The following is a 26236-nucleotide window of genomic DNA, read 5'->3' on the forward strand; positions in this document are numbered from 1 at the left end:
TTAATCGAGCTTCTCTCCCTGGAACACACCTGTCCCGTCAAGATACGTACGCAACGACGCATATTGATCATTATGCCAAAACGCTTCTGAATCTACTAGTAACGCCGCATCTTGTCTAGCTGTTTCTAGCGCCCGATAATCATGTACCATATCAGCAACCTTGAATTCTGGTAAACCACTTTGCTTACTCCCAAAGAAATCTCCAGGACCTCTTAACTCTAAATCTTTTTCCGACAATACAAATCCATCATTCGTTTCGGTCATAATACGCATTCGTTCTTTTCCCGTTTCCGATTTTGGATCCGCTATTAATAAACAATACGATTGTTCACTACCACGCCCAACACGTCCTCTTAACTGATGAAGCTGTGATAAACCGAAACGCTCTGCATCATAAATAACCATTACAGTCGCATTCGGTACGTTCACACCTACTTCAACAACTGTTGTCGACACAAGAATTTGCACTTTATTTTCACTAAATTGCCCCATTATCTCTTCTTTTTCTTGAGATGATAATCTTCCATGCATTAATCCGACTTGACATTTCCCCTGATAATGATGAGTCAGCATACTATGTAAGTCAATTGCATTTTGTACATCAAGTTTCTCAGATTCTTCAATAAGGGGACAAATAACATATGCTTGTCTTCCTTTTTTTATCTCTTTCTCTACGAAACCGAGAACACGATCTAACATGTCATGTTTTGCCCAGTATGTTTCAATTACCTTTCTACCAGCTGGCATCTCATCGATTATAGAAACGTCCATCTCTCCAAATGCAGTAATTGCTAACGTACGTGGAATTGGTGTTGCTGTCATAAATAATACATCTGGACTTTCACCTTTCTCACGTAAAACTCGTCGCTGCGCTACACCAAATCGATGTTGTTCATCAGTAATCACGAGACCTAACCTATGAAAAATAACTTCATCTTGAATTAAAGCATGCGTTCCAACAAGGATATCTATTTCTCCTTGTTCTAATTTTGCCAAAATCTCTCGGCGTCTCACGCCTTTAACTGAACTTGTTAACAATTCAACCTTCATACCAAAGTGCGAGAACGTCTCTGCAAGCGATTGATAATGTTGTTCTGCTAAAATTTCTGTTGGAACCATTAAAGCACCTTGATAATGCGCTAATTTCGCTGCATAAAGACCAATTGCAGCAACCACAGTTTTACCAGAACCTACATCACCTTGCAACAGACGATTCATTCGATAAGGAGATGTCATATCTTTCATAATTTCATCTACAACTCGGCTTTGCGCACCAGTTAACGGAAACGGAAGTGCATCAATAAACTCTTGCAATTCTTCTGAAGGAATTTCTTTTTTCGTCCCTTTCGAATTTTCCCTCTCCATTTTTCGTAACGTTTGCATTTTTAACTGAAATAAGAAAAACTCCTCATATACAAAACGGCGACGCGCTTGCTTCAAGTCTTCCTGCCCCGCTGGAAAGTGCAAAGCCCGAAGCGCTTCATAACGTGGCAGTAATTTATACCGACTTAGCAATCCATCTGGTAACACTTCAACTATAGAGTCTCCATACTCCTTTAACGCTTGTGCAATAAAACGGCGCATCTGTTTTACTGTAAGTTTCCCTTTCACTGAGTACACAGGCTCCACTTCTTGTTGACGTACAACCGGTCCAAAATGAAGTTCTGATACCGCAATCGTTTGACGATGCTGGTCCCATTTACCAGTAATCGTTACCGTTTCATCTAAATTTAACTTCTGCTTATAGTACGGCCTATTAAAACATACAGCTGTAATTAAATAACGACCTACGAGGACACGAACCGTAAGACGCGACTTCTTCTTCCCATAATATTGCAGTAAAGGAGCACTATGAACTTTCCCCTCAACTGTTACACGTTCATCATGCTTTACTTCCGCAAGATCTTTCATCGCATAGTCTTCATAACGGTACGGAAAATGTTCTAATAGATGAGAAACTGTATAAATTCCCATCTCGTGTAGTAATTCAGATGTTTCTCCTCCGATTCCCTTTACATCCGTAACAGGAACTTGTACAACTTCATTCAAGATTCTCACGCTCCGTCACATTATTTTTTGATTCATTATCCATTAACATGATTGACATCTGTAATCGCTCTCTTTCACCCTATATATTCTATCATAGGCATTCTAAGAGAAACTACTCAAATCCCTCATAAACAACACGAAAGAAAAGAGCCTCACTATTAGCAGCAAGGCTCTTTTTGATCTTCAATATGCTAGCCTTTTGAATAAAAACTAGTAATAAACTTCATATTACTACTTATTATCCATTAGCAAGTAAGTAATCCATTTATTTTCAAAACGAATTTTTTCTTATTCTACAGAGAAGATGAAAGAATACACCGGTTGGTTTCCAGCATGTACTTCTACTTCTGCATCTTCAAAATTCTCTTCTACAAATTCAACTAATTCAGCTACCTCTTCGTCAGTTGCATCTTCACCTTGTAGAATCGTTACGATTTCAGAATCTTCATCAATTAGTGCTTCTAGTAATTGCTTCGCAGCTCCTACTTTTTCAGCATTTGTTGATACGATTTTTCCATCTGCGATACACATGAAATCATCTTTTTGAATTGCCACACCATCAATTTCCGTATCACGTACAGCATACGTAATTTGACCTGTTTTCACATGAGATAAAGCTTCTTTCATGTTTTCTTCATTTTCTTCTAGCGTTCCAACTGGATTAAATGCTAACATTGCAGCCATACCTTGAGGAACTGTTTTTGAACGAACTACAATCACTTCTTGATCCACAACTGACGCTGCTTGTTCTGCTGCCATTACGATATTCCCGTTGTTCGGTAAAATAATGATTTTTTCAGCATTTGCTTCTTCAATCGCCTTCACGATATCCTCTGTACTCGGATTCATCGTTTGGCCACCTTCGATAACTTTCGTCGCGCCAATGCTTTCAAATAAAGTTTTAATACCAGATCCCATAGCTACAGTTACGATACCGTACGGTTGTTTCTCTTTAGACTGGCTAGTTGGCTCAGGCATCATAGCAGGTTCATCTAATAAAGCAGTATGCTGTTCACGCATATTCTCTACTTTAATCTTGATTAAACTACCGTAACGTTGTCCGTAGTTCATAGCGTCTCCAGGATGCTCTGCATGAATATGAACTTTTACAATTTCATCATCAGATACAACTAGTAGTGAATCACCATACACACTAATATCTTCACGGAATTTTTGTTCAGAGAAATTATGTTCTTTCACTTTTTCAGCTTCTAATTTCACCATGAACTCCGTACAATATCCATACTTAATATCTTCTGTACTCAATTGGCTTTGTACACTACGGTGATGTTCTGCACGTACCATCTCATTCATAGATGGTTGGGCAGGTGCATCAGAAGAAATCGTTTCTCCTTTTAAGTCAGCTAAAAATCCTTCGTATACTACTACAAGACCTTTACCACCGCTATCTACAACGCCAACTTGTTTTAATACAGGTAATAAATCTGGCGTACGATTTAACGATGCGTTTGCTTCTTTCACAACGTCTTCCATAAACAAAACAAAGTCGCGCTGTTTTTTCGCAACTGTTACTGCATATTTACCCGTTTCTCTTGCAACCGTTAAAATCGTTCCTTCAATCGGTTTCATAACCGCTTTGTAAGCCGCCTCTACTCCAGCTTCTAAAGCTGCAGCAAAATCAACTGTTGTTAATTCTTCTTTTTGTTCAATGGATTTCGAGAAACCACGGAACAACTGAGATAAAATAACTCCAGAGTTACCACGAGCTCCCATTAATAATCCTTTGGCTAAACTTACGCCGACTTTACCAGCATGTTGTGAAGGATTTGCTTTCACTTCACGTGCGCCTGAAGTCATAGATAAGTTCATGTTTGTACCGGTATCGCCATCTGGAACTGGAAATACGTTTAATGCATCAACAAGCTGAACATTATTCGTTAAATTATTCGCTCCTTGAATGATCATTTGTGATAAACGTTTTCCATCAATTTTTTGAATTGACACAGATTTTCCTCCTTAATGCACATTACAAGTTTATTACTTTAACTCCTTGTACGTAGATGTTTACAGAATCTACTGCTAGTCCTACAGTTTGATCTAATGTATATTTCACTTTCGTCTGCACGTTATGTGCTACTTCTGAAATTTTCGTACCATAGCTCACAATAATATACATATCAATATGTACTTCATCTTCATCTTTACGAACAATAACACCTCTAGTGAAATTTTCTTTTCGTAAAATGTCTGTTAATCCATCTTTTAACTGATTTTTTGATGCCATACCTACGATACCGTAGCAATCTACCGCGGCACCTCCAGCAATTGTTGCAATTACATCTGTACTAATATCAATTTGACCGTACTTCGTTTTAATTTCAATTGACATCTCGTTTTCCCCCTTCATAAATGGTGAAAGTGAGTTAGACTACTTTAGTTACTATCATATAATCTTTTTAAAGAAAATTCCATCGTTCTTTCTTTTTCACTCTCATATTTTATGTTGAAAACTACACTTTTTTATGATGAGCAAAATAGTCCATTGTTATTATACAACATGTATCACTATAATATGTCAAGCAATTTTTCTTGATTTCAACTTTTCTTACTTGACATATAGTGTCAAGTAATTTTTCTTGATTTCTTTTTTCTACAGTGTTGCATTCTCTTTTTAGTTGTGTTAAATTATAGTAGTGTTTTTAGCATCGCATAAAAGACTAACATTGAAAAATTACGTATGGTAAGGTATCAAGGGAGGGAAATATAAATGGCTCGTGTTTGTGCTATTACTGGAAGAAAAGCTCGTTCTGGTAACTCTCGTTCTCACGCAATGAACGCTACAAAACGTAAGTGGGGCGCTAACCTTCAAAAAGTTCGCGTACGCATCGACGGAAAAGTTCAACGTGTTTACGTTTCTGCTAGAGCATTAAAATCTGGCAAAATCGAACGTGTTTAATAATAAAAAAAAGAGCCGCTAGGCTCTTTTTTTACTATACCAATGGAAAAAGCACCGGTAATAGGTGCTTTTTTTAATCTTTTTTGAAGGTATTTAACATGGCACGAACAATTCCACCAAGAAATTTAGGTAACTTAATTGTATAAAATCTCATGGTTTCCCTCCTAATCCCCATTACTCCACTTGTTCACTATATGATGTAAGGAGCAAAATTGTTTCTTTAATCAGTGCTTCTTATCACCATTAATATGCCAGAAGTAAATGAAAAAGTACCTTTTTCCTCAACGAGTTCATTACTAATACAAAGTGTTGATCCCCACTCTATTTTTTTATTCGTTAGAGGATATTTAAAACCAAGTAATGTAATCCCTTCCACTATTTCAGTAACAGGCACAAAAGATACATAAGGGAAATTTTCATTTTCTTCAATTATATGTGTACCCTCTCTTTTTACACTTATTTCATTTTGATTGTCTACAATACCCATTTCTATTCCTACTTCTAATCCTTTTAAAAGCATCTGTATATTCGCTAAACCGTGATCAAGTCTTCCGCCAGTAGCACCAAAAATACGAATGAGTGCCGGCTTTTGTTCTAACGCCCAGTTAATCGCAATTTCTAAATCTGTTTGATCTTTTTCACGAGGAACAATATGTAAATCATTTGTTTGTTGCCCCATCCATGCTAATTCTTCTTCAGTAACCGAGTCATAATCTCCAAACGCAATAGCAGGAGTAATACCTCTTTTTAATAAACGATATACTCCTCTATCAACTGCCACCCACACTACTTTTTCATTTTCATATGGAGAAAAATCTGCACAATATTCCGCAGGTCCTCCCGCTAAAATATGAATAATCATGTTTCCTTCCCCCTTCTATTGTAAAAAGGCAATCTGCCATTCGGTAGATTGCCTTTTTACATATTTTTTCTCTATCCTTTATAAATAGTGAAAACTTACTACACTAGAAGATTCACTGGGATAAAGACTCGTTCATTCATTATCCACGAATGACACGAATTGCTTCACCGCGGTCTTTTTGATTGTATACTGCTGACCCAGCTACAAGTACATTTGCTCCTGCTTCTACACAAAGTCTTGCTGTTTCAGCGTTTACACCACCATCAACTTCAATTTCTACTTCTAGATTGCGCTCTTTAACCATTTCTGCAACTTGTTTAATTTTCGGTAATACAGAATGGATAAATTTCTGCCCACCAAATCCAGGGTTTACTGTCATAAGTAATACCATATCAATATCTTCTAATACATGCTCAATCACTGAAACTGGCGTATGCGGATTTAATACAACTCCTGCTTTAATGCCATGAGATTTAATTAACTGAATTGTACGATGTAAATGAGGGCACGCCTCTACATGAACAGTAATAATATCCGCTCCCGCTTTTGCGAAAGTCGGGATATAGTTATCAGGATTTTCAATCATTAAATGTACATCTAACGGTAACGATGTGATCGGACGAATTGCTTCTACAATTAATGGTCCAATCGTAATATTTGGTACGAAATGTCCATCCATTACATCGACGTGAATGTAATCCGCTCCGCCTTTTTCTACATCTTTAATCTCTTCCCCTAATTTTGAAAAATCTGCTGATAAGATCGATGGTGCAATTTTAATCATAACTAATACCTCGGCTTTCTCTCTCTAATTTCTTCTACAAATTGTTTGTAATTCTTATAACGATATTCTGTAATCTTCCCCTCTTCAACCGCAGCCTTCACAGCACATTTCGGTTCAGAAAGATGTGTACACCCTCTAAATTTACAGTATTGGCTCGCTTCTTTCAACTCCGGAAAACAATATGTAAGATCTTCTACCTCTATATCTATGAAATCGAGTGAACTAAAACCAGGTGTATCTGCAACTAGTCCGCTTCCAATCGCAATTAATTCTACGTGTCTTGTCGTATGTTTCCCGCGTCCTAAATGTGAGGAAATATCATTCGTTTTCAGTTCTAATTCTGGACGTAAGACGTTAAGCATAGAAGATTTTCCAACACCAGATTGCCCCGCAACAACGGAAACACAACCTTCTAAGAACGGTTTTAAAATATCAATACTTTCCGATGTATTTATAGAAGTAAATAATACATCATATCCCATCTCACGATAGTCATTTGCATAAGATTCAACAGTCTCTCTCATTTTTTCATCCACTAAATCCATCTTACTAATGCAAATAATCGGCTTAATGTTATGATATTCAATCAGCACTAAAAATCGATCTAACAGTCCCGGATTAAAATCTGGTTCTACTGCTGAAAAAACAAGAATTGCTTGATCAACATTAGCAATAGGAGGCCTGACAAGTTCATTTTTTCGATCAAATACTTCAAGCACGTATCCTTCACTTGGATTATCAGCCTGAAAAACAACTTGGTCTCCTACCAGTGGTGTAATTTTATTTTTTCTAAACACACCACGCCCGCGACATTGTGTAATCCCTTCTTCATGCTGCACATAATAAAATCCACTTAGAGCTTTTACAATTTTTCCTTCTGGCATATAATTCTCCTTTATTCTGTATAAAGTGAAGCTGTAATTCATATTGAATGGATTATCATTCTTTAAATAAAGATTTCAAAACCCGTCATATATACACATTAATATATTTAATCTACCATCAAATTTAAAATATTATTTATAACAGTATCACTTTTATATCTTTTTGAATCATATATTTTTGCCTGTTATACAGTCCACTATATGTAGACAGCATAACAGGCAGAAGTAATACATTCCATTCTCTTTGGAGATAAAATGGAATTCATTATTATTGAGTTGGGTATGGTACTTCTTTGTCGATAATCGTTACACCATCTCGTACAATTTTATAATGTCCTTTTGTACCTTCTTGAATTACAAATTCTAATGAAATAGTTGCCGACTCTGAAATTGTTCTAGTTTCAATTGGTCTATCCATTTTTTGTTGCATATCTTCTTTATAAATTTCTATCGTTTGCGGTTTTTTCTCACCTATTATAGAAGACTCATACGGAATAGAAATATTATCTACTTTCACTGTTTTCGTTACTTTCGGCTTAGGACCTTCTGAGATGACAATCGTCACTTTATCTCCTTCTTTTAACGGCGTTCCTGGTTTTGGAGATTGCGAAATTACAAGTCCTTTATCAACAGTATCAGAATACTCTCGTTTTATATCTGGAGTTAATTTCCTCTCATTCAAATAACCATTGACACTATTTTCAGTCCATCCTGAAAAGTCACCTGGTCTAATTTGATAAGGACCCTTACTTACCCAAATTTTCAAGTCTTGTTCCGCCTCTACTACCATTTGATCCGGCGTCGGAATTTGCTCAACGATTTCACCTTTTGGTCTATCATTTTCAATATAATTTATTGTAACTTGTTTATATTTTTCTTCTAATTCAGACCTTATGCTCTCAAAATCTTTTCCTGTGAGATCACTCATCTTATTTTTCTTTTTCCCACCTGATTGATAGATAGTAATTTTAGAGTTCTCTTTCACGACTCTTCCGGCCGCAGGGTCTGTTTTTAGAACACCACCGACCTCTACATCATCTGTATATACAATATTAGGTTCCGTAACCTCAAAACCCTTTTCAACTAATGTATTTACTGCAGTCGTATATTTCATACCAGACACATCAGGGACTTTTACATCTTTTGGAATAAAGAATCCTGGAATAACAGTAAGGGCTAACGTTATTCCGATCGCTAAAAGTAAAAATGTTGTAATTAAAATTTTAAGCCATTTATTACTTCGTTTTTTCTTCTTATTTAAATCCGTTTCTTCTTTTCTTGTCTGTTCATCCACTTTACTTCCTTTTAAAACAATTGTTTCATCAGTAACATTTTCGAATAATTGTTCTTGTTGAATAATCGGAATCGCTTTTGTCGCTTCCATATCTTCCGGTATGTAAAATGGCTGCTCATTTATCCTCTCTGGATATAGCGCAGTTTCAATATCTCGTTTCATCGCATTGGCAGATTGATATCGATGAAACGGATCTTTCGCAGTTGCCTTTAATATAATATTTTCGACACTTTGCGGAATACTTTCATTCCATCTTTTTGGAGACGGAATTTCACTTTGTAAATGTTTTAAAGCTATAGCAACAGCAGATTCACCAGAAAACGGTTGTCTTCCTGTTAACAACTCAAACATAACAATCCCTAGGGAATAAATATCTGATTGTTTATTTGCTATCCCGCCGCGTGCTTGTTCTGGTGATAAATAATGCACCGAACCGAGTACTGAATTTGTATGTGTAATTGTTGTTGCACTTGTAGCTGTCGCAATTCCAAAATCTGTTACTTTTATTACTCCATCAGCTCGAATTAAAATATTGTGCGGTTTAATATCGCGGTGCACAATTTCAAAATGATGGGCGTGTGCCATGGCGGATGTTAACTGCTCCATAATATCAAGAGCTTCTCCTATCGGTAACATCCCTCGCTCAATTATGTATTGCTTCAATGTTTGTCCTGGTACATACTCCATTACAAGATAATATATACCATCTTCTTCTCCGACATCATACATATTCACAATATTTGGATGCGACAACGTTGTAACAGACTGCGCTTCTCGATGGAAACGTTTAATAAACTCTTCGTTATTTGAATAGTCGAGTCTTAATATTTTCACCGCTACATCTCGGCCTAGTATATCATCATGAGCTAAATACACATTGGCCATTCCACCGCCACCAATCATTTTCAGTAGCTTATAACGGTCATTTAAGCGTTTTCCAATCAGCACGTTGCACTTCACCTACTTTCGTTTGTCGAACCCGCATAATCAATCAGAACAAGGGTGATATTATCTTCCCCGCCACGATCATTCGCCAATTGAATGAGACGTTGTCCCTTAGTTTCTAGCTGTTCATTTAACTGTAAAACTTGTTGCATATCAGCAATAGAAACTTTGTTAGATAGTCCATCAGAGCAAAGAAGTAACTGATCATCTTCCTCTAGCACTAATGTTTTCACATCTAATCCGACTTTCTCTTCTGTTCCTAATGCCCTTAACAAAACATTCTTTTTCGGGTGATATTCTGCGTCTTCTTTTGAAATTTCACCATGTCTCACAAGTTCATTGACAAGTGAGTGATCTTCCGTTACAAGCGAGATTTCCCCCTCTGATACCATATAACAACGACTATCTCCTATATGACCTATCGTCACAAAATTTGATGTACAAATCGCTATTATAAGTGTTGTTCCCATGCCGTTACATTCTACATGTTGCTTAGAGTATTCATATATACGCTCATTAATAATCCCCACACTAGTATGTAACCACTCTTCTACTTTTTTTGGCTCGTTCATATTATGCGTTTGCTTCCAATAATCATGGAATAATTGAATGGTCATCGAGCTAGCTACATCACCAGCTCGATGACCTCCCATTCCATCTGCTACTACCGCTAAAATATTTCCATCTAAATTGTGAAAAACTCCTGCACTATCTTCATTATGTTGACGAACTTTTCCTTTATCTGATAGAAACACGGCTTTCATCTCGTCACCTCGTCTCTTCTTTGCGCTCCTTCGCACGCAACTGACCGCAGGCTGCATCAATATCATGACCTTGTTCACGGCGAATCGTTACATTTACTCCACGATCTTTTAACGTTTTTTCAAATAAGAAAATTTGTTCACGTGGCGTACGTACATAATCACGTTCAGGTACGTAGTTTACCGGAATTAAGTTCACATGACATTTTACACCTTTCAAGAGCGCAGCAAGCTCTTCAGCGTGCTCAACTTGGTCATTTTCGCCTCCAAATAGTCCATATTCAAAAGTAATACGACGCCCTGTTCTATTTACATAGTATTTAATAGCCTCCATCAAATCTGGTAGCTTATAAGCACGGTTAATCGGCATTAATTTTGAACGTAATTCTGAGTTTGGAGCATGCAGTGAAATCGCAAAATTAATTTGTAAGTCTTCTTCAGCGAACTTATAAATTTTCGGAATGATTCCACTTGTCGAAACCGTCATATGTCTCGCACCAATATGAAGTCCTTTTTCATGGTTAATGATGCGTAAGAATCCCATTAAATTATCATAGTTATCAAATGGTTCTCCAATTCCCATAACGACAAGAGAACTTACACGTTCTTCTGATTCATCAAGTGCACGTTGCACTTCTACTACTTGTGCTACAATTTCTCCAGCTTCTAAGTTTCGCTTTAAACCGCCAAGCGTTGAAGCACAGAACGTACACCCAATACGACAACCTACTTGTGTTGTTACACAAATGGAATTTCCATATTCATGTCGCATTAATACCGTTTCAATAGAATATCCATCATATAATTGGAATAAGAATTTAATTGTTCCATCCGAAGACGTTTGTTTTACTAACGTATTTAAAGTAGTAATATCAAAGGAATTCGACAATTTTTCACGCAATCCTTTAGAAAGGTTTGACATATCCTCATAATTTTTTACACGTTTTTTATATAACCAATCAAAAATTTGTCCAGCACGGAACTTTGGTTCTCCTTGCTCCTTTAACCAATCTTGCATTTCATGAAGTTGTAAAGAGTAAATTGATGGTTTTTTCGTTTCTAAATTTTTCTTTTGTTTTCTCACAGTCGTTTCCACGATGCTACACCTTCTTCCTTAAACAAGCAATATAAAAGCCATCTGTTGCAAAATAATGCGGTAAAATTTGTACTTGACCTTCATCAATATACGGACTTAGCTTTTCTGGCATACGCTCTTTTATCGTAGTATCCCACTCAAACTCAGGATGCTCTTGTAAAAATCGTTCTATTACTTGTTCATTTTCTATTTTTTCAATTGTGCACGTACTATAAACAAGGCGACCACCTTGTTTTAATAACGGTGCGATTTTTTCTAGTATTGCAAGTTGGATCGTCGATAATCTTTCACTATCGCCTTTATCTTTACCTAACTTAATATCAGGCTTACGTCTAATTACACCAAATCCAGAGCATGGGGCATCTACTAATATTTTATCAAACGTTTCATTTGCAAAGTGTTCTTGTACTTTTCTAGCATCTAATGCCTTTGTTTCGACATTTCCTAGACCAAGTCGCTCTGCTTGTTGTTTAATTAAACGTACTTTGTGTGCATGTAAATCAAGGGACATGACTTGACCAGTTCCTTTTAATCGCTCTGCAATATGCGTTGTTTTTCCGCCTGGAGCAGCACAACTATCAAGAACTACATCTCCCTCATCTGGTTCTAAGGCACGTGCTACCAGCATAGAACTTTCATCTTGAATAGAAAGAAAACCTTTTTTAAACGCATCTGTGTGCGCTACATTTCCTTTTTCAATTTGAATTGCATCATCTGATAAATCGCCACGCTTCGCTTCTATACCTTCACTAGCTAATAATGTAATTGCTTCTTCTACTGTTATTTTATCAACATTTACACGCGCTGTTGGTACAGGCGGTAACATGTTAACTTCACACATTTTCTCAGCAGTTTCTAAACCATATTCTGAAGCCCATTCTTGGATAAGCCAAACTGGATGACTTGTTGCAATTGCCAAGCGTTCTACTGGATCTTTGATTTCATCTACAGAAGGTACACCTTCTCTTTGAATCGAACGTAATACACCGTTCACCATACCAGCAATTCCTTTATGCCCGCGACGCTTTGCAATCTCAACCGCTTCATGAATAGCCGCTCTTTCGGGCACTCGGTCTAAATAAATCATTTGATATAAAGATAAGCGAAGCAATACTCTTACCCACGCTTCAACCTTCTTTTTTAAAAAAGGCTGTAAATAATAATCTAATGTGTCACGACGTTGAATTGTTCCATATACAATTTCAGTTAATAAACCAATATCTTTTCTATCAATTGTACTTTTTTCAATTAGATTATTTAAAAGTAAGTTACTGTATGCACCACTTTTTTCTACTTGAATTAAACCATCAAGAGCTAATTCACGAACATTTTGTCTCATGCATTTTCTCCTAACTTCGTTCCAATTTCAGGTTTTGTGCCACGTAAGAATTGCGAACAACTCATACGCTTTTTACCAGAAGGTTGCAATTCTGTAACTTTAACACCAGTTTCATTACCAGTTGCTACAACGAAACCATCTTCTTCGATTGCAACAATCGTACCTGCTTCAGCTGATTTCGTTACAGGTACTTTTTCTCCCCACCATACTTTAACAACTTGTCCTGCTAAAGTTGTATAAGCAACTGGCCATGGATTCAATCCGCGAATGTGATTGTATACTTCTTCACCTGTTTTTGTCCAATCAATTTTCTCTTGCTCACGTTTTATATTATATGCAAACGTTACTTCTTCCTCGTTTTGTTTAATTGGTTCTAACTTACCTTGAATTAGTAAAGGTACTGTTTTAGATAGAAGATGTGCCCCTGCTTCACTTAACTTATCAAATAACGAGCCTGTCGTTTCACGCTCTTCAATTTCCACTTCTACTTGCGTTAAGATATCACCAGCATCCAATTTTTCTACCATATACATAATTGTAATACCTGTTTTTTCTTTCCCTTCCATAATTGCATAATGGATTGGTGCACCACCACGAAGTTCAGGAAGTAAAGAAGCGTGGACATTAATACATCCATACTTCGGTGCTTCTAAAATTTCATTTGGTACAATTTGACCGAACGCAGCTGTTACAATTAAATCCGGCTCTAATGCCAATACTTTTTCATATTCGTCTTTTTCACGAATTCTTAACGGTTGTAACACCGGAATACCATGCTTTTCTGCTTCCACTTTAACAGGTGTAGGTGTTAATACTTTTTTTCTACCTACCGGACGATCTGGTTGCGTCACAACACCTATTACATCATAGCCATCTTCAATAAGACGACGAAGCACCGGCACTGAAAAGTCCGGTGTTCCCATAAAGACTACTTTTATCATTTAAAAACCGCTCCTTTTAATACCTATTCTAATTCGTTTTCCTCATAATACCTTGTCACTTTCGATGTAAATAACACACCGTGTAAATGATCGATTTCATGTTGAATTGCACGCGCTAAAAACCCTTCTGCTTCTAATAAAAATACTTTACCTCTGCGATTTTGCGCACGTACTTTAATATAATCCGCACGTTCCACTTCACCATAAAGTCCCGGGAAGCTTAAACAGCCTTCGGGACCTACTTGTTCACCACGTTTTTCTAGTATCGATGGATTGATTAACTCAATTTTCCCAGTATCATCACCGATATCAACTACCGCCACTTGCAAGCTTACCCCTACTTGAGGCGCAGCTAAACCGACTCCGTCCGCAATTAGCATTGTTTCATGCATATCTTTCAACAATTTCACTAACTTTTTATCAAAGTTAATTACTCTTTCACACGGTGTTTCTAACACTTCATTTGGATGCTTTACTATTTCTAAAACTGCCATATTTCCCTCCGCTACATTAACATTGTTGGATTAAAATCAATTGAGATTTGTAGCTCTTTTTGCATTTCTGCTTGATAATGTTCATTTACCATTTTGAGCACGTTCTTTAAGTTTGGTTCCCGTTTGTATTTTATCATGCATTGATAACGATATCTATCTTTTATCCTTGGAATTGCTGAAGCAACCGGTCCTAACACCATCGTTTGCTGCGAACAGTGAGTCCGTAAATGACCGACAATTTTTTCCGTCACTTGTACTGCCTTTAATAATTCTGGATGAGATACCGTCACAAGTACAACATAGTAATAAGGTGGGTATTGTCTCGTTCGCCTCATTTGCATTTCTTGATCAAAAAACACATCATATTGTTGGTTCTTTGCTAACTCTATACTATAATGTTCTGGCGTATACGTTTGAATGATAACTTCCCCTGGCAATTCATGTCGGCCTGCTCGTCCACTTACTTGCGTCAATAACTGATAAGTCTTTTCACTCGCCCGAAAATCAGGTAAATGAAGCATCGTATCAGCAGTTAAAACACCAACAAGCGTTACTTTCGGAAAATCTAACCCTTTTGCAATCATTTGTGTTCCAAGTAATATATCTGCTTTTTCTTCCCCGAACGCCTTTAATAATTTCTCATGCATCCCTTTACGACTCGTCGTATCTACATCCATTCGAATGACTCGTGCCTCTGGAAATAGTTTTGTAATTTCTTCTTCTACCTTTTGCGTACCTGTACCAAAGAAACGAATGTATGTACTTTGACAAGCAGGACACGCAGTCGGCATATTTTCTTCGTAACTGCAATAATGGCATTTTAAACGATGGTTCATTTTATGATATGTCAGCGAGATATCACAATGTGGACATTGTACAACATACCCGCAATCACGGCACATAACAAATGTAGAATGACCTCTTCTATTTAAAAAGAGCACCATTTGTTCTTTCTTTTCTAACCGATCTGCTATTTTTTCATGCAGCGCCTTTGAAAACATGGAGCGATTCCCTTCACGAAGTTCTTCACGCATATCAACAATCTCTACTGTCGGTAAAGCTTGTTCGTTCATACGTTTTTCCATCGTCAGTAATTCATACACACCTTTTTTCGCTCTTGCAAACGATTCAAGCGTCGGTGTTGCACTACCAAGAACGATAGGGCATTTATGATATTGTCCTCTCCACACAGCTACATCCCTTGCATGATACCTCGGATTATCTTCTTGCTTATAGCTCGATTCATGTTCCTCATCAATAATAATAATCCCTAAATTTTCAAAAGGAGCAAATACAGCTGAACGTGCACCAACTACGACTTTCACTTCTTTTCTTAAAATCTTACGCCATTCATCATATTTTTCTCCAACAGACAGCGCACTATGAAGAACTGCAACTTGTGAGCCAAATCTACCCTTAAAACGATCTACCATCTGAGGCGTTAGTGCAATTTCAGGAACAAGTACAATAGCTTCTTTTCCTTTCTCGAGCACCGCTGCTATAGATTGTAAATATACTTCTGTTTTTCCGCTTCCTGTAACACCATATAGTAAAAATGGATTGTAAGTTTCATTTGTAATTGATGATAAAATCGGTGTAATAACTTGCTTTTGTTCCTCAGTAAGTGGAAATGGTTTCGTTTGTTCAAAATCGTCATCGTCATACGGATTTCGGTACACTTCCACATACTTTTCTGAGAGTAGTCCCTTTTTAACAAGTGCTTTAATTGGAGCATCTGTTATTTGTAACTCTTCTGTTATTACTTTTAGCGGTACACTTTTATAATTTTCCACAAAATAATAGAGGACATCTTGTTGTTTTTTACTTTTCAGTTCAAATGCTGCTAATTCTAATTTATCTTCTGGCAACTCCGGTTGAACGACTCTTTGTTTCTTCTTTTGTACTTTATCTTTTACTTGATAAACAACTTCAATCGTGCCATGTTTAATTTCTTGTTGAATCGTGCGGTATAGATGTGGCTGCGTCTCAATCGCTTCCCAATCTATCGCTTCTTTGTCCTGAAATAAAAACAGTAGTTCAGGTGCTACTTCTTCTTGTTTACAAAGCTGTAGACGTTTTTTATATGTTGCTTTTATCGCCGTTGGAAGCATAACTTGAAAAGCTGAAATCATATAACATAACGTTTCACTTGTAAGCCAATACCCCAGCTTTAACAACTCTTCATTTAAAACGGGTGTTACATCTAAAATTTCATGGATTGTCTTTAACTTCTTACTTTCTACTTCAACAGAATCTTTAATCCCAATAATAAAACCTTGCAATTTCCTTGGGCCAAACGGAACTACTACACGCATGCCTGTCTGGACAATATCTTCCCATTTTTTAGGGATAATATAATCAAATGGTCGATCTGTCTGACGTGCAGGTACATCAACAATTACACTTGCAAATTTCATAGACGATCATCTTCTAACATCATTTCAATTTGCTTTAATATTTCACGAGCAACCTCTTTCTTCGTTAAAAGTGGCAACTCTATAACTTCTCCATCTTTTCTATACATTGTTACAATGTTCGTATCTGTACCAAATCCAGCTCCTTGCGCCTTTACGTCGTTTGCAACAATCATATTCGCATTTTTCTCACGTAATTTTTTCGTTGCATATTCCTCTACGTTTGTCGTTTCAGCCGCAAAACCGATAAGTAACTGTTTGTCCTTCATCTCACCTAACGTTTTTAAAATATCTACTGTTCTCTCAAGTTCAATTACAGCATCGCCATTTTTCTTTTTCATTTTATTATCATGAACGTATTTCGGGCGATAATCTGCAACTGCTGCTGTTTTAATAACAACATCTACGTCTTCATAATGTTGAATAACCGCCTCTAACATATCTTGCGCAGATTCCACTTGCACCGTAGTTACATGTAATGGTGGATGTAATGCTGTCGGTCCCGAAACGAGTATGACGTCAGCACCTAAGTTCGCTGCCACTTCCGCAATCGCATATCCCATTTTTCCAGAAGAAAAATTGGTCATAAAACGAACTGGATCAATCTTTTCACGCGTTGGACCAGCAGTTATTAATATTCTTTTTCCATGTAATGGTTTTTGTTCTGAAAAAGCCTCTTCTAACCGTGAGATAATCGCTTCAGGTTCTTCTAATCTTCCTTTCGCTACATAACCACACGCTAAAAAACCTTCTCCAGGCTCAATAAATGTATATCCTAACGTTTTTAACGTCATCATATTTTTTTGAACAATTTTATTTTCATACATATGCACATTCATAGCAGGTGCAATCCACACTGGGGCTGTAGTAGCTAACAAAGTAGTTGTAATCATATCATCTGCAATACCGTTAGCTAACTTTCCAATACAATTGGCTGTAGCAGGTGCAACAAGTACAACATCTGCCCAATCTGCTAAATCGATATGAGCAATAACAGCTGAGTCTTTCTCATCAAATGTATCCGTATATACATCATGGCGAGAAAGCGCTTGGAATGTAAGAGGTGTAACAAATTTCATTGCCGACTCACTCATCATTACTTTTACAATAGCACCAGATTGTGTCAATTTACTCGTTAACGCAGCAGCTTTAAAGACCGCAATGCCTCCTGTTACACATAAAAGTATCTTTTTCCCTTTTAGCATATGGCTCGTCCTCTTTCTTTTTCAAACTTATAATACTGAAACAAGATTATCAGCTCATCAGTATCAATATTTCTTCCCTACCGTAAAAAAATAACAACCTACTTGTAAATAGGTTGTTACCGTTACATAGAAAATTATAAAGTCTATGTTTTAAATTGTCGAAGACAAAGTCTTATTCAGTTACTTTATCTTCACTTGGTACGTAGCTTAACGCTTCAATATCGATTTCTTCTAATGCTTTACCTACACATTTATGAGAAACTGGTTTTTCTACAACACAGTTATTAGCAAGTTGCATTTCGCGCGCACGTTTTGCAGCCACTGTTACAAGTGTATATTTAGAATCGATTTTTGTTAATAATGAATCAATTGATGGATTTAACATAATTATAGACCCTCCGTCATTTCTTTATAATATTTTGCTACTCTTTCGCGGCGGCAATGTTCGCCAACCACAATTGCTTTAATTCTTTCACAAGCTAGTTCAACTTGGTCGTTTTCTACAACGTAGTCGTAAGCGTCCATCATATCAATTTCTTCTTTCGCTACCGTTAAACGATTTTCAATAACATCTTCAGTTTCTGTACCACGACCGACAATTCGGTTCTTTAGTTCAGATAAACTTGGAGGTGCTAAGAAAATAAATACACCTTCTGGGAAAGCTTTCTTAACTTGAATTGCTCCTTGCACTTCAATTTCTAAGAATACATCTTTTCCTTCTTGTAATGTTTTTTCAACATAGTCAATTGGTGTTCCGTAATAATTACCTACGAACTCAGCCCACTCAAGTAATTTTTCATTACGAATCATTTCCTCAAATTCTTCTCTCTCTTTAAAGAAATAATCCACACCATCCACTTCACCTTCACGTGGCTTACGTGTCGTTACTGAAATGGAGTACTGAAAACGTGTATCCTCATGACTAAACAGCTCTTTTCGAACCGTTCCCTTACCAACCCCAGAAGGTCCTGAAAGAACGATGAGCAATCCTCTTCTACTTCTCATAAATATGTAAAACCTACCCTTCCTCACTTAAATCTTCTTTATTATTCAAACGATGTGCAATCGTCTCTGGCTGAATTGGACTTAATACAACATGCCCATCATCCATAACAATAACCGCCCTTGTTTTTCTCCCATACGTAGCATCAAGCAAAGCATTATGTTCGCGTGCTTCCTGTACTGTTCGTTTAATAGGAGCTGACTCCGGACTTACAATAGCAATAATTCGATGAGCAGATACAATATTTCCGTATCCAATATTTAAAAACCGCATGGCCATAGTTTGCGCCTCCTAGTAAGTCTATCCGATTTCTCCACCACGTATAACTTTATATATTTTTTGAAAGCTACTCAATATTTTGTACTTGTTCACGAATTTTTTCAAGGTTATTTTTCATTTCTACAACATATTTTGAAATTGTTAAGTCATTTGCCTTAGAACCAATCGTATTAATTTCTCTATGCATCTCTTGCACGATGAAATCCATTTTCCTTCCAACAGGCTCTTCAATCTGCAGTGTTTCACGGAATTGTTCTAAATGACTTTGCAAACGAACTAACTCTTCGTGAATATCACAACGCTCAGCAAAGATTGCAACTTCTGTTAGCAATCTTTGTTCATCTAGATCTTGATTATGTAATTCCTTTAAGCGATTTTCTAATCGTTCACGATATTTTCGTGTAACAATTGGTGCATGCGGAATAATAGCATTTACACAATTGTGAATCTCTTGTAAGCGATACGCTATATCTTTATGTAATCGTTCTCCTTCGCCATCTCTCATCGTTTTTAACATATAAGCAGCTTGGCGAACAGCCTCATATAAACTGTTCTCAAATTGTTCATTTACGTTTTCTACCTCTTCAATCGCTGTTACTTCTGGCATTGCCATTAATTGCTCGAGTGTAATAGAATCTTGTAATTGAAATTTTCCTTTTATATCTTCCATAATTGATTGGTACTGCTCAAGAAGCGACCAATTCACACTTAATTTTCTTTCAACAAGCCCTTCACCCGCTATACTAATAGACACTTCAATACGTCCACGGCGAACTTGCTGTGCAATTATTTTACGAATTTTGTCTTCAAATACCATCATTTGCTTCGGTAGTCGAATACTCATCTCTAGAAAACGGTGGTTCACCGATTTCATTTCTACTGTAATTTGAAAAGTATCACTCTCTACTTTCGACCTTCCAAATCCTGTCATACTACAAATCATTTTTTATCACATCCAAGCCATGAAATAACTCAATGAAAAAGGTAATAGAGACAAGGCTCTACTACCTTCTGTAAATTATATCACATTTTCATATCATTGACTATTTCAAGTTTAATCCCTTCTTATATAATATTGGCTTTTCCTTCTTCCCCTTTTTCCCTGTTAATAAAGAGCCTACTAATAAGAAGGTCGGAATTGATGATAAACCTCCAATTAACAACCAATCTCTCGCTTGTATTGGCATCGTGCTAAAAATCGGCTGTAACGGTGGATAATATATAACGACGAGCATGAGTAGTAATGAAATGATAACCGCTCCTACTAAATACACATTTCCAAACGGATTGCGGTGGAAAACAGAATGCTCACTTCGGCAATCAAATACATGAATCAGCTGAGCAAGTACCAACGTTGCAAACGCTACAGTTTGTGCATATTTCAGTTCATTTGGATGTTGATTATATGCAATAATAAACGCTACTAACGTCACTGCCCCAATTAGAAAGCCACGGCTTATAATTTTCCAGGCAAGCCCTCTAGCAAATACCCCTTCTTTCGGATGACGCGGCGTCCTCTTCATCACGTCTCCCTCGGCCTTATCCAAACCTAATGCCATCGCCGGTAAACCGTCAGTAACTAAATTCACCCATAAAATTTGAATTGGAACCATTGGCAGCGGTAATGCAAGCAACATTGCAAATAGCATGACCAAAATTTCTCCAACGTTCGATGCTAATAAATAACGAATAAACTTACGTATGTTCTCGTATATATTTCTACCTTCTTTAATTGCTGATTTTATCGTGGCGAAATTATCGTCCAGTAATACAAGAGAAGAAGCTTCTTTCGCAACGTCTGTCCCTGTAATTCCCATCGCTATCCCAATATCCGCTGTTTTTATAGCTGGAGCATCGTTTACTCCATCACCTGTCATCGCTACTATATGTCCTTTATTTTGCAACGCCTTAACAATTTTTAATTTATGTTCTGGTGATACACGAGCAAATACATACGTATCTTCTACAACATTTTCTAATTCTTCTACATCCATAGTTGCGAGTTCTACCCCTTCAACAACGCGTCCACCTGGTGGTAAAATGCTTAATTGTTCTGCAATCGCCATTGCAGTCACTTTATGATCACCTGTAATCATCACTGTTCGAATACCAGCTTCTCTGCACTCTTTTACTGCCTGCTCTACTTCTGGCCTTGGCGGATCAATCATTCCTTGTATTCCAACTAACATAAAATCTTTTTCAACGTCTCTTTCATGTTCAATTGAGTCTGTTACTTTTAAAGGCTTAAAAGCAACTGCAATTGTTCGAAGTGCTTGACTACCTAAGCTATGAATAGCCGCCTGTACTTCTTTTCTATACAACTCACTTAATGGTTGCTGCTTATCCCCCCATAAAATCGTTTGACTCATTTGCAGAAGGACATCTGGTGCTCCCTTCGTAACGACAAACTTTTTACCCTCTCGATCTCGTACAATAACACTCATCATTTTTCGAGTTGAATCAAACGGAAATTCACGGATAATTTCAAATTTTCCTTTCAGCGCCTCACGCGTTATCCCCGCTTTCATTGCTGCAGCTACAAGCGCTCCCTCAGTTGGATCTCCATCTAATACATACGCCTTTTTCTTTTGAATAATATTTGCGTTATTGCATAACGAACCAAATGTAAGTAGTTGATAAAGTGATTTCGTCTTAGCTGGATTAATTTCTTTTTCACCTTTCATAAACGAGCCATTAGGTTCATATCCTTGGCCTGTCACTTTCCACAACTCTCCACCTGACCACATATGTGTTACCATCATTTTGTTTTGCGTCATCGTTCCTGTTTTATCAGAGCATATAACAGAAGCGCAACCTAACGTTTCTACTGCTGGTAACTTTCTTACAATTGCTCTCTTTTTTATCATACGCTGTACACCAAGCGATAAGGCTACTGTAACAATTGCTGGCAATCCTTCTGGAATAGCAGCAACAGCTAGCGACACACCCGCTAAAAACATATGATACACTTCATTCCCTTGATACACACCAGCTAACACGACAAGCGCTGTCAAAACAAGAGCCACAATAATTAATATTTTTCCCAGTTGCTCTAATCTTCTTTGCAGTGGTGTTTCCATCTGCTCTGCATTTTGTAACATATTTGCAATTTGTCCCATCGCTGTATTCATACCCGTTGCTACAACGACTCCTGTTCCAGACCCTCGTGTAATCATCGTACCCATAAAAGCCATATTTTTTTGATCACCAATTGAAACATCTTGCCCTTGCAATGCTTCTACTTTCTTCTGCACGGGTACTGACTCTCCTGTCAAAGCCGATTCTTCAATATATAAACTTGACGCCTCAACAAGACGTACATCAGCTCCAACACGATCGCCACTAGAAAATTTAATAATATCACCTAAAACGAGTGCTTTAGACGGTGCCTTTACCCACTTTCCATTTCGCAGTACAGTTACTTGCGGGGCGGCTAGCTCTTTTAAAGCTTCCAATGACTTTTCAGCCTTTCTTTCTTGAAAAAAGCCGAGAATACCATTGATAATAACAATTGCCACAATCGCAATAGAATCAATGTATTCCCCTAAAAAGGCCGAAACGATTGTTGCACCAAACAAAACAAGCACCATAAAATCTTTAAATTGCGCCAAAAATACCATTAGTGCAGAAGGCCTTTTCGCTTCATCTAGTTCATTTGTACCAAATTTTTTTATTCGCCCTTCTGCTTCTTTTTCTGTAAGTCCAACCTTCACATTCGTATTCGTTCTTTCTTCCACTTCATGTGCACGCATTCCATACCAGTTCATCCTGCTATCGACCTCCTGATTCCAGACATACTCTATTGAAAGCTTATTCAGCCTCGTCCAAAAAAATGCTATAATTAACTTTTAGTTAGAAAGGAGTGTTCATTTATGGCATTCGATGGATTATTTACAAGAGCGATTACACATGAAATTGCAAATTCTCTTTACACGGGAAGAATTTCAAAAATATATCAACCTTCAAAATACGAGATTTTATTACATATTCGAGCAAACGGAAAAAATCAAAAACTGATTCTTTCCGCTCATCCGACATATGCACGTTTACACTTAACAAATCAAAATTATGATTCACCTGCACTTCCACCAATGTTCTGTATGCTTCTTCGTAAGCATTTAGAAGGTGGATTTATTGAAAAAATTGAACAAATTGATTTAGAGCGTATTATTCAAATCACTGTTCGTAGCAGAAATGAAATTGGTGATGAATCGCTAAAAACATTAGTAATTGAAATTATGGGACGACATAGTAACATCATTTTAGTAGACACAAAAACAAACAATATTTTAGATAGTTTAAAACACGTTTCCTTAGCAGTAAACCGACATCGAACTGTATACGCTGGGGCTGAATATATTGCACCACCAGCACAACATAAAATTAACCCACTTCAGATCGAAACAAATGATGAATTTATTAGACCGCTAGACTTTCTATCTGGAAACATGGATAAACAGCTAGTCGGAACCTTTACCGGAATATCACCATTATTCGCAAAAGAAGTAGTGAAAAAAGCAGGTATGGTAAATGAAAAAGCATTAGCTGACGCATTTTTCTCCATACAAAAACCATTATTAACTCATACATATTCACCAACAATGACTACTTCAAACGGGAAAGAATTCTTTTATCTTTTCCCTCTTGCGCACTTAGCAGGAGAAGACAAGACATTCTCATCTGTTAGTGAATTGCTAGACCGTTTCTTTTTCGGAAAAGCAGAGCGTGACCGTGTAAAACAACAAGCTCATGATTTAGAGCGCTTTATGCAAAACGAAAAAAATAAAAATGAGAAAAAACTCATTAAACTAGAAAAAACATTACAAGATGCTGGAAAAGCAGATAAATATCAACTATTTGGAGAACTACTTACAGCCAATATGTACGCTTTGAAAAAAGGCGATAAAGATATTGAAGTCGTTAACTATTATGATGAAAATGGTGGAACTGTAAAAATCGCATTAGATCCTTTAAAAACACCATCTGAAAATGCACAACGTTATTTCCAAAAGTACCAAAAAGCGAAAAATTCAGTTGTTGTTGTAGAAGAACAAATCGAAAAAACAAAGGAAGAAATTCTTTATTTTGATAGCTTACTTCAACAAATGGAAGCTGCTTCTTCAAAAGATATTGAAGAAATTCGTGAGGAATTAGCTGAAGAAGGTTATATGCGCAATCGTAAAACGAAAAACGGAAAGAAAAAGCCTACTAAACCAGTATTAGATAAATATGTAGCAAGTGATGGCACAGAGATTTTCGTCGGTAAAAATAATAAACAAAATGATTATTTAACAACGAAATTTGCCCGTCGTGATGAGATTTGGTTACATACGAAAGACATACCTGGTTCTCACGTTGTCATTCGTTCTTTAGAACCTGCTGAAGAAACTTTACTAGAAGCTGCTAAAATTGCTGCTTATTACAGTAAAGCAAAAGAGTCTAGTTCTGTACCTGTTGATTTCACCAAAATACGCCATGTGAAAAAGCCGAGTGGTGCAAGACTTGGTTTTGTTACGTACGACAATCAGCAAACTGTTTATGTAACACCAGATGCTGATACTGTAATGAAATTAAAAGCTTAAATATAAAAATGCGTTGCTCATAAGCAACGCATTTTTATATTCGTTCAAACTAGTTCATATACCCATTCACTAATTCATAACATCTTTCTTTTGTCATCTTGTATTTCTCTTCTGAAGCATCTATACGTCTCATCGTCCCGTTATTTGTATCAGTACCAATTGCTTTAACCTTACTTTCCTTTTCTTTAACCCACGCAATTTGTTTCGTTTTTAATGACTGAAATGCATCAGGGGACATCGTATTTTTTAATGTACTGTAAATTTCATTTAGTTTATTATCCCACAGTTCATAATTTCCTTCTATTTCATTTACTATGTCATTTGTTGACATGACATTTGTATGTTTTTCTTGGTTTTCTAGAGCCGCTAACTCATTTAAAACCTTACTTTTACCTACTGCTGACGAAGTTTCTTTTTTAGTCTGCTTCTCTTCTTTAGAAGTAGCATGCATACTCATGTTATTTTCCTTAATGTTTTCGTGTTCTTGACTACTATTTTCTTTCGCTTCTTTTTCCTGCTTTTGCTCATCTAAATTATATATAATAACCGATGTTTTTGCATCCACAGCTATTGATCTAGTATTTTCTTTAAAAATATATTTTTTGTCACCACTGTTTTCTTCTTTAACAAAATCGACATTCTTAAAGCCTCGAATTTTCAGAAACTCACTAGCTTCTTCCTTCGTAAGTTTTAAATCTCTCGGTGTATGCGATGACCATTTATCCATTAACCATTTTCCATCTTTATAAACGAAAATAAATTCCCATATCTCTGCTTCATTTCCCATATCATTTGAAGGTATAATCGTTTCAATCGTTAAATTTTTATCTTTCTGTGTATACGTTAATCTCATTTCTGGTTCAATATTAATAGGGAATGGCAACATATCTGTCTCTCTAGATCTATTAAATGTTTCAAGCGAATTAGGAAGCTGGTTCTCTACAAATTTTTCTGTAACTAATCCCTTAACTCCTTTTTTCGCTGTCGCCAAATCTCCAGGATTATTTCGACTCCATCCATTTTCTTTTTCCATCTCACTAAATGCATTTGCTATTGCATCTACACTCTTTCTTACAATCTTTTTCGCTTCTTTTTCTGTCACTTCTGGCGCTTCATCAAGCTGTTCAATCGTTTCATTTGCTTGAACTTTGATTTCACTTTTTTCACACGCTGTTACAACTAGCATACTAGCAGCGAAGCAAAATGACATGACTTTACTTAATTTCTTCATATACTCACATTCCTTATTCCTATTTATTCGTTACGCACCTTTATCTACAAGAAAACATAACGACCTCTTATTATACCAATTATCGCCATTTATTTATACAAAAAATATAATATTAGAATTCAAAGATTATAATGTGCAAGTTTACATTACTGTATA

23 protein-coding genes are annotated in these 26236 nt (G+C 36.7%); 2 read left to right on the top strand and 21 right to left on the bottom strand.

Annotated elements, in window-relative coordinates; genetic code table 11:
- From recG to MR079_RS00925, 3 genes are all read right to left on the bottom strand, one after another.
- Entirely contained in the window at positions 1–2049 is a 2049-nt protein-coding gene (gene recG / locus MR079_RS00915; protein ID WP_087954491.1) for an ATP-dependent DNA helicase RecG, read from the bottom strand.
- 288 nt (positions 2050–2337) lie between these two features.
- Entirely contained in the window at positions 2338–4014 is a 1677-nt protein-coding gene (locus MR079_RS00920) for a DAK2 domain-containing protein (protein WP_000027114.1), read from the bottom strand.
- A 22-nt stretch (positions 4015–4036) separates the two neighbouring features.
- Positions 4037–4399 (bottom strand): Asp23/Gls24 family envelope stress response protein, encoded by a 363-nt coding sequence (locus MR079_RS00925; RefSeq protein ID WP_000021109.1) that lies wholly within the window; start codon positions 4397–4399, stop codon positions 4037–4039.
- Positions 4400–4777: 378 nt separating this feature from the next.
- Between MR079_RS00925 and rpmB the strand changes: the two genes are divergently transcribed.
- Positions 4778–4966: a 50S ribosomal protein L28 gene (rpmB, locus tag MR079_RS00930; protein WP_000124776.1), complete on the top strand. Its 189-nt coding sequence runs from the start codon at positions 4778–4780 to the stop codon at positions 4964–4966.
- 73 nt (positions 4967–5039) lie between these two features.
- Here the strand turns inward: rpmB and spoVM are convergent, their stop codons facing one another.
- The 17 genes from spoVM to MR079_RS01015 form a co-directional block, all read right to left on the bottom strand.
- The gene (gene spoVM / locus MR079_RS00935; RefSeq protein WP_001213599.1) at positions 5040–5120 is read right to left on the bottom strand and encodes a stage V sporulation protein SpoVM; all 81 of its coding nucleotides are present in this window, start codon (positions 5118–5120) and stop codon (positions 5040–5042) included.
- A 66-nt stretch (positions 5121–5186) separates the two neighbouring features.
- Entirely contained in the window at positions 5187–5828 is a 642-nt protein-coding gene (locus MR079_RS00940; RefSeq protein WP_242293312.1) for a thiamine diphosphokinase, read from the bottom strand.
- Between the two features lie 139 nt (positions 5829–5967).
- Positions 5968–6612 carry a ribulose-phosphate 3-epimerase gene (gene rpe, locus MR079_RS00945; RefSeq protein ID WP_000589966.1) on the bottom strand — a complete coding sequence of 215 codons (645 nt, stop codon included), beginning with the start codon at positions 6610–6612 and terminating at the stop codon, positions 5968–5970.
- Positions 6613–6614: 2 nt separating this feature from the next.
- Complete coding sequence (gene rsgA, locus MR079_RS00950) at positions 6615–7496, bottom strand: ribosome small subunit-dependent GTPase A (protein ID WP_001113936.1); 882 nt, start codon at positions 7494–7496, stop codon at positions 6615–6617.
- A 268-nt stretch (positions 7497–7764) separates the two neighbouring features.
- Positions 7765–9738, bottom strand: a complete 1974-nt coding sequence (gene prkC / locus MR079_RS00955; protein ID WP_242293313.1) for a serine/threonine protein kinase PrkC — start codon at positions 9736–9738, stop codon at positions 7765–7767.
- A gap of 8 nt (positions 9739–9746) precedes the next feature.
- Positions 9747–10499 carry a Stp1/IreP family PP2C-type Ser/Thr phosphatase gene (locus MR079_RS00960; protein ID WP_139866958.1) on the bottom strand — a complete coding sequence of 251 codons (753 nt, stop codon included), beginning with the start codon at positions 10497–10499 and terminating at the stop codon, positions 9747–9749.
- A gap of 4 nt (positions 10500–10503) precedes the next feature.
- Positions 10504–11592, bottom strand: coding sequence for a dual-specificity RNA methyltransferase RlmN (gene rlmN / locus MR079_RS00965; RefSeq protein WP_000450543.1), 1089 nt, complete (start codon positions 11590–11592; stop codon positions 10504–10506).
- Positions 11593–11596: 4 nt separating this feature from the next.
- Positions 11597–12931, bottom strand: a complete 1335-nt coding sequence (rsmB, locus tag MR079_RS00970) for a 16S rRNA (cytosine(967)-C(5))-methyltransferase RsmB (protein WP_242293314.1) — start codon at positions 12929–12931, stop codon at positions 11597–11599.
- On the bottom strand, positions 12928–13872 hold the full coding sequence (gene fmt / locus MR079_RS00975) for a methionyl-tRNA formyltransferase (protein ID WP_000598791.1): 945 nt from the start codon (positions 13870–13872) through the stop codon (positions 12928–12930). Before fmt ends, rsmB begins: the two co-directional genes overlap by 4 nt.
- 23 nt (positions 13873–13895) lie before the next feature.
- Positions 13896–14366 (bottom strand): peptide deformylase, encoded by a 471-nt coding sequence (def, locus tag MR079_RS00980; RefSeq protein ID WP_000279468.1) that lies wholly within the window; start codon positions 14364–14366, stop codon positions 13896–13898.
- Between the two features lie 11 nt (positions 14367–14377).
- The gene (gene priA / locus MR079_RS00985; RefSeq protein ID WP_242293315.1) at positions 14378–16783 is read right to left on the bottom strand and encodes a primosomal protein N'; all 2406 of its coding nucleotides are present in this window, start codon (positions 16781–16783) and stop codon (positions 14378–14380) included.
- Entirely contained in the window at positions 16780–17985 is a 1206-nt protein-coding gene (gene coaBC / locus MR079_RS00990) for a bifunctional phosphopantothenoylcysteine decarboxylase/phosphopantothenate--cysteine ligase CoaBC (protein ID WP_242293316.1), read from the bottom strand. The genes priA and coaBC overlap by 4 nt, the downstream gene beginning before the upstream one ends.
- A 172-nt stretch (positions 17986–18157) precedes the next feature.
- Entirely contained in the window at positions 18158–18370 is a 213-nt protein-coding gene (rpoZ, locus tag MR079_RS00995; RefSeq protein WP_000933969.1) for a DNA-directed RNA polymerase subunit omega, read from the bottom strand.
- A gap of 2 nt (positions 18371–18372) precedes the next feature.
- Complete coding sequence (gmk, locus tag MR079_RS01000; protein WP_001257738.1) at positions 18373–18990, bottom strand: guanylate kinase; 618 nt, start codon at positions 18988–18990, stop codon at positions 18373–18375.
- 13 nt (positions 18991–19003) lie between these two features.
- The gene (gene remA / locus MR079_RS01005; RefSeq protein WP_001251456.1) at positions 19004–19267 is read right to left on the bottom strand and encodes an extracellular matrix/biofilm regulator RemA; all 264 of its coding nucleotides are present in this window, start codon (positions 19265–19267) and stop codon (positions 19004–19006) included.
- 67 nt (positions 19268–19334) lie between these two features.
- A complete protein-coding gene (locus MR079_RS01010) occupies positions 19335–20210 on the bottom strand; it encodes a YicC/YloC family endoribonuclease (protein WP_242293317.1) in 876 nt (291 codons plus the stop codon).
- 100 nt (positions 20211–20310) lie between these two features.
- Entirely contained in the window at positions 20311–23034 is a 2724-nt protein-coding gene (locus tag MR079_RS01015) for a calcium-translocating P-type ATPase, SERCA-type (RefSeq protein WP_001104744.1), read from the bottom strand.
- Between the two features lie 105 nt (positions 23035–23139).
- On the opposite strand from MR079_RS01015, the gene MR079_RS01020 reads away from it, so the two are divergent.
- Entirely contained in the window at positions 23140–24849 is a 1710-nt protein-coding gene (locus tag MR079_RS01020) for an Rqc2 family fibronectin-binding protein (RefSeq protein ID WP_242293318.1), read from the top strand.
- Between the two features lie 49 nt (positions 24850–24898).
- On the opposite strand, the gene MR079_RS01025 is transcribed toward MR079_RS01020, so the two are convergent.
- Positions 24899–26080, bottom strand: coding sequence for a lysozyme inhibitor LprI family protein (locus MR079_RS01025; protein WP_242293319.1), 1182 nt, complete (start codon positions 26078–26080; stop codon positions 24899–24901).
- Between the last annotated feature and the right edge of the window lie 156 nt (positions 26081–26236).

This window comes from Bacillus cereus group sp. BfR-BA-01381 (assembly GCF_022663555.1).
Classification (GTDB): domain Bacteria; phylum Bacillota; class Bacilli; order Bacillales; family Bacillaceae_G; genus Bacillus_A; species Bacillus_A pacificus.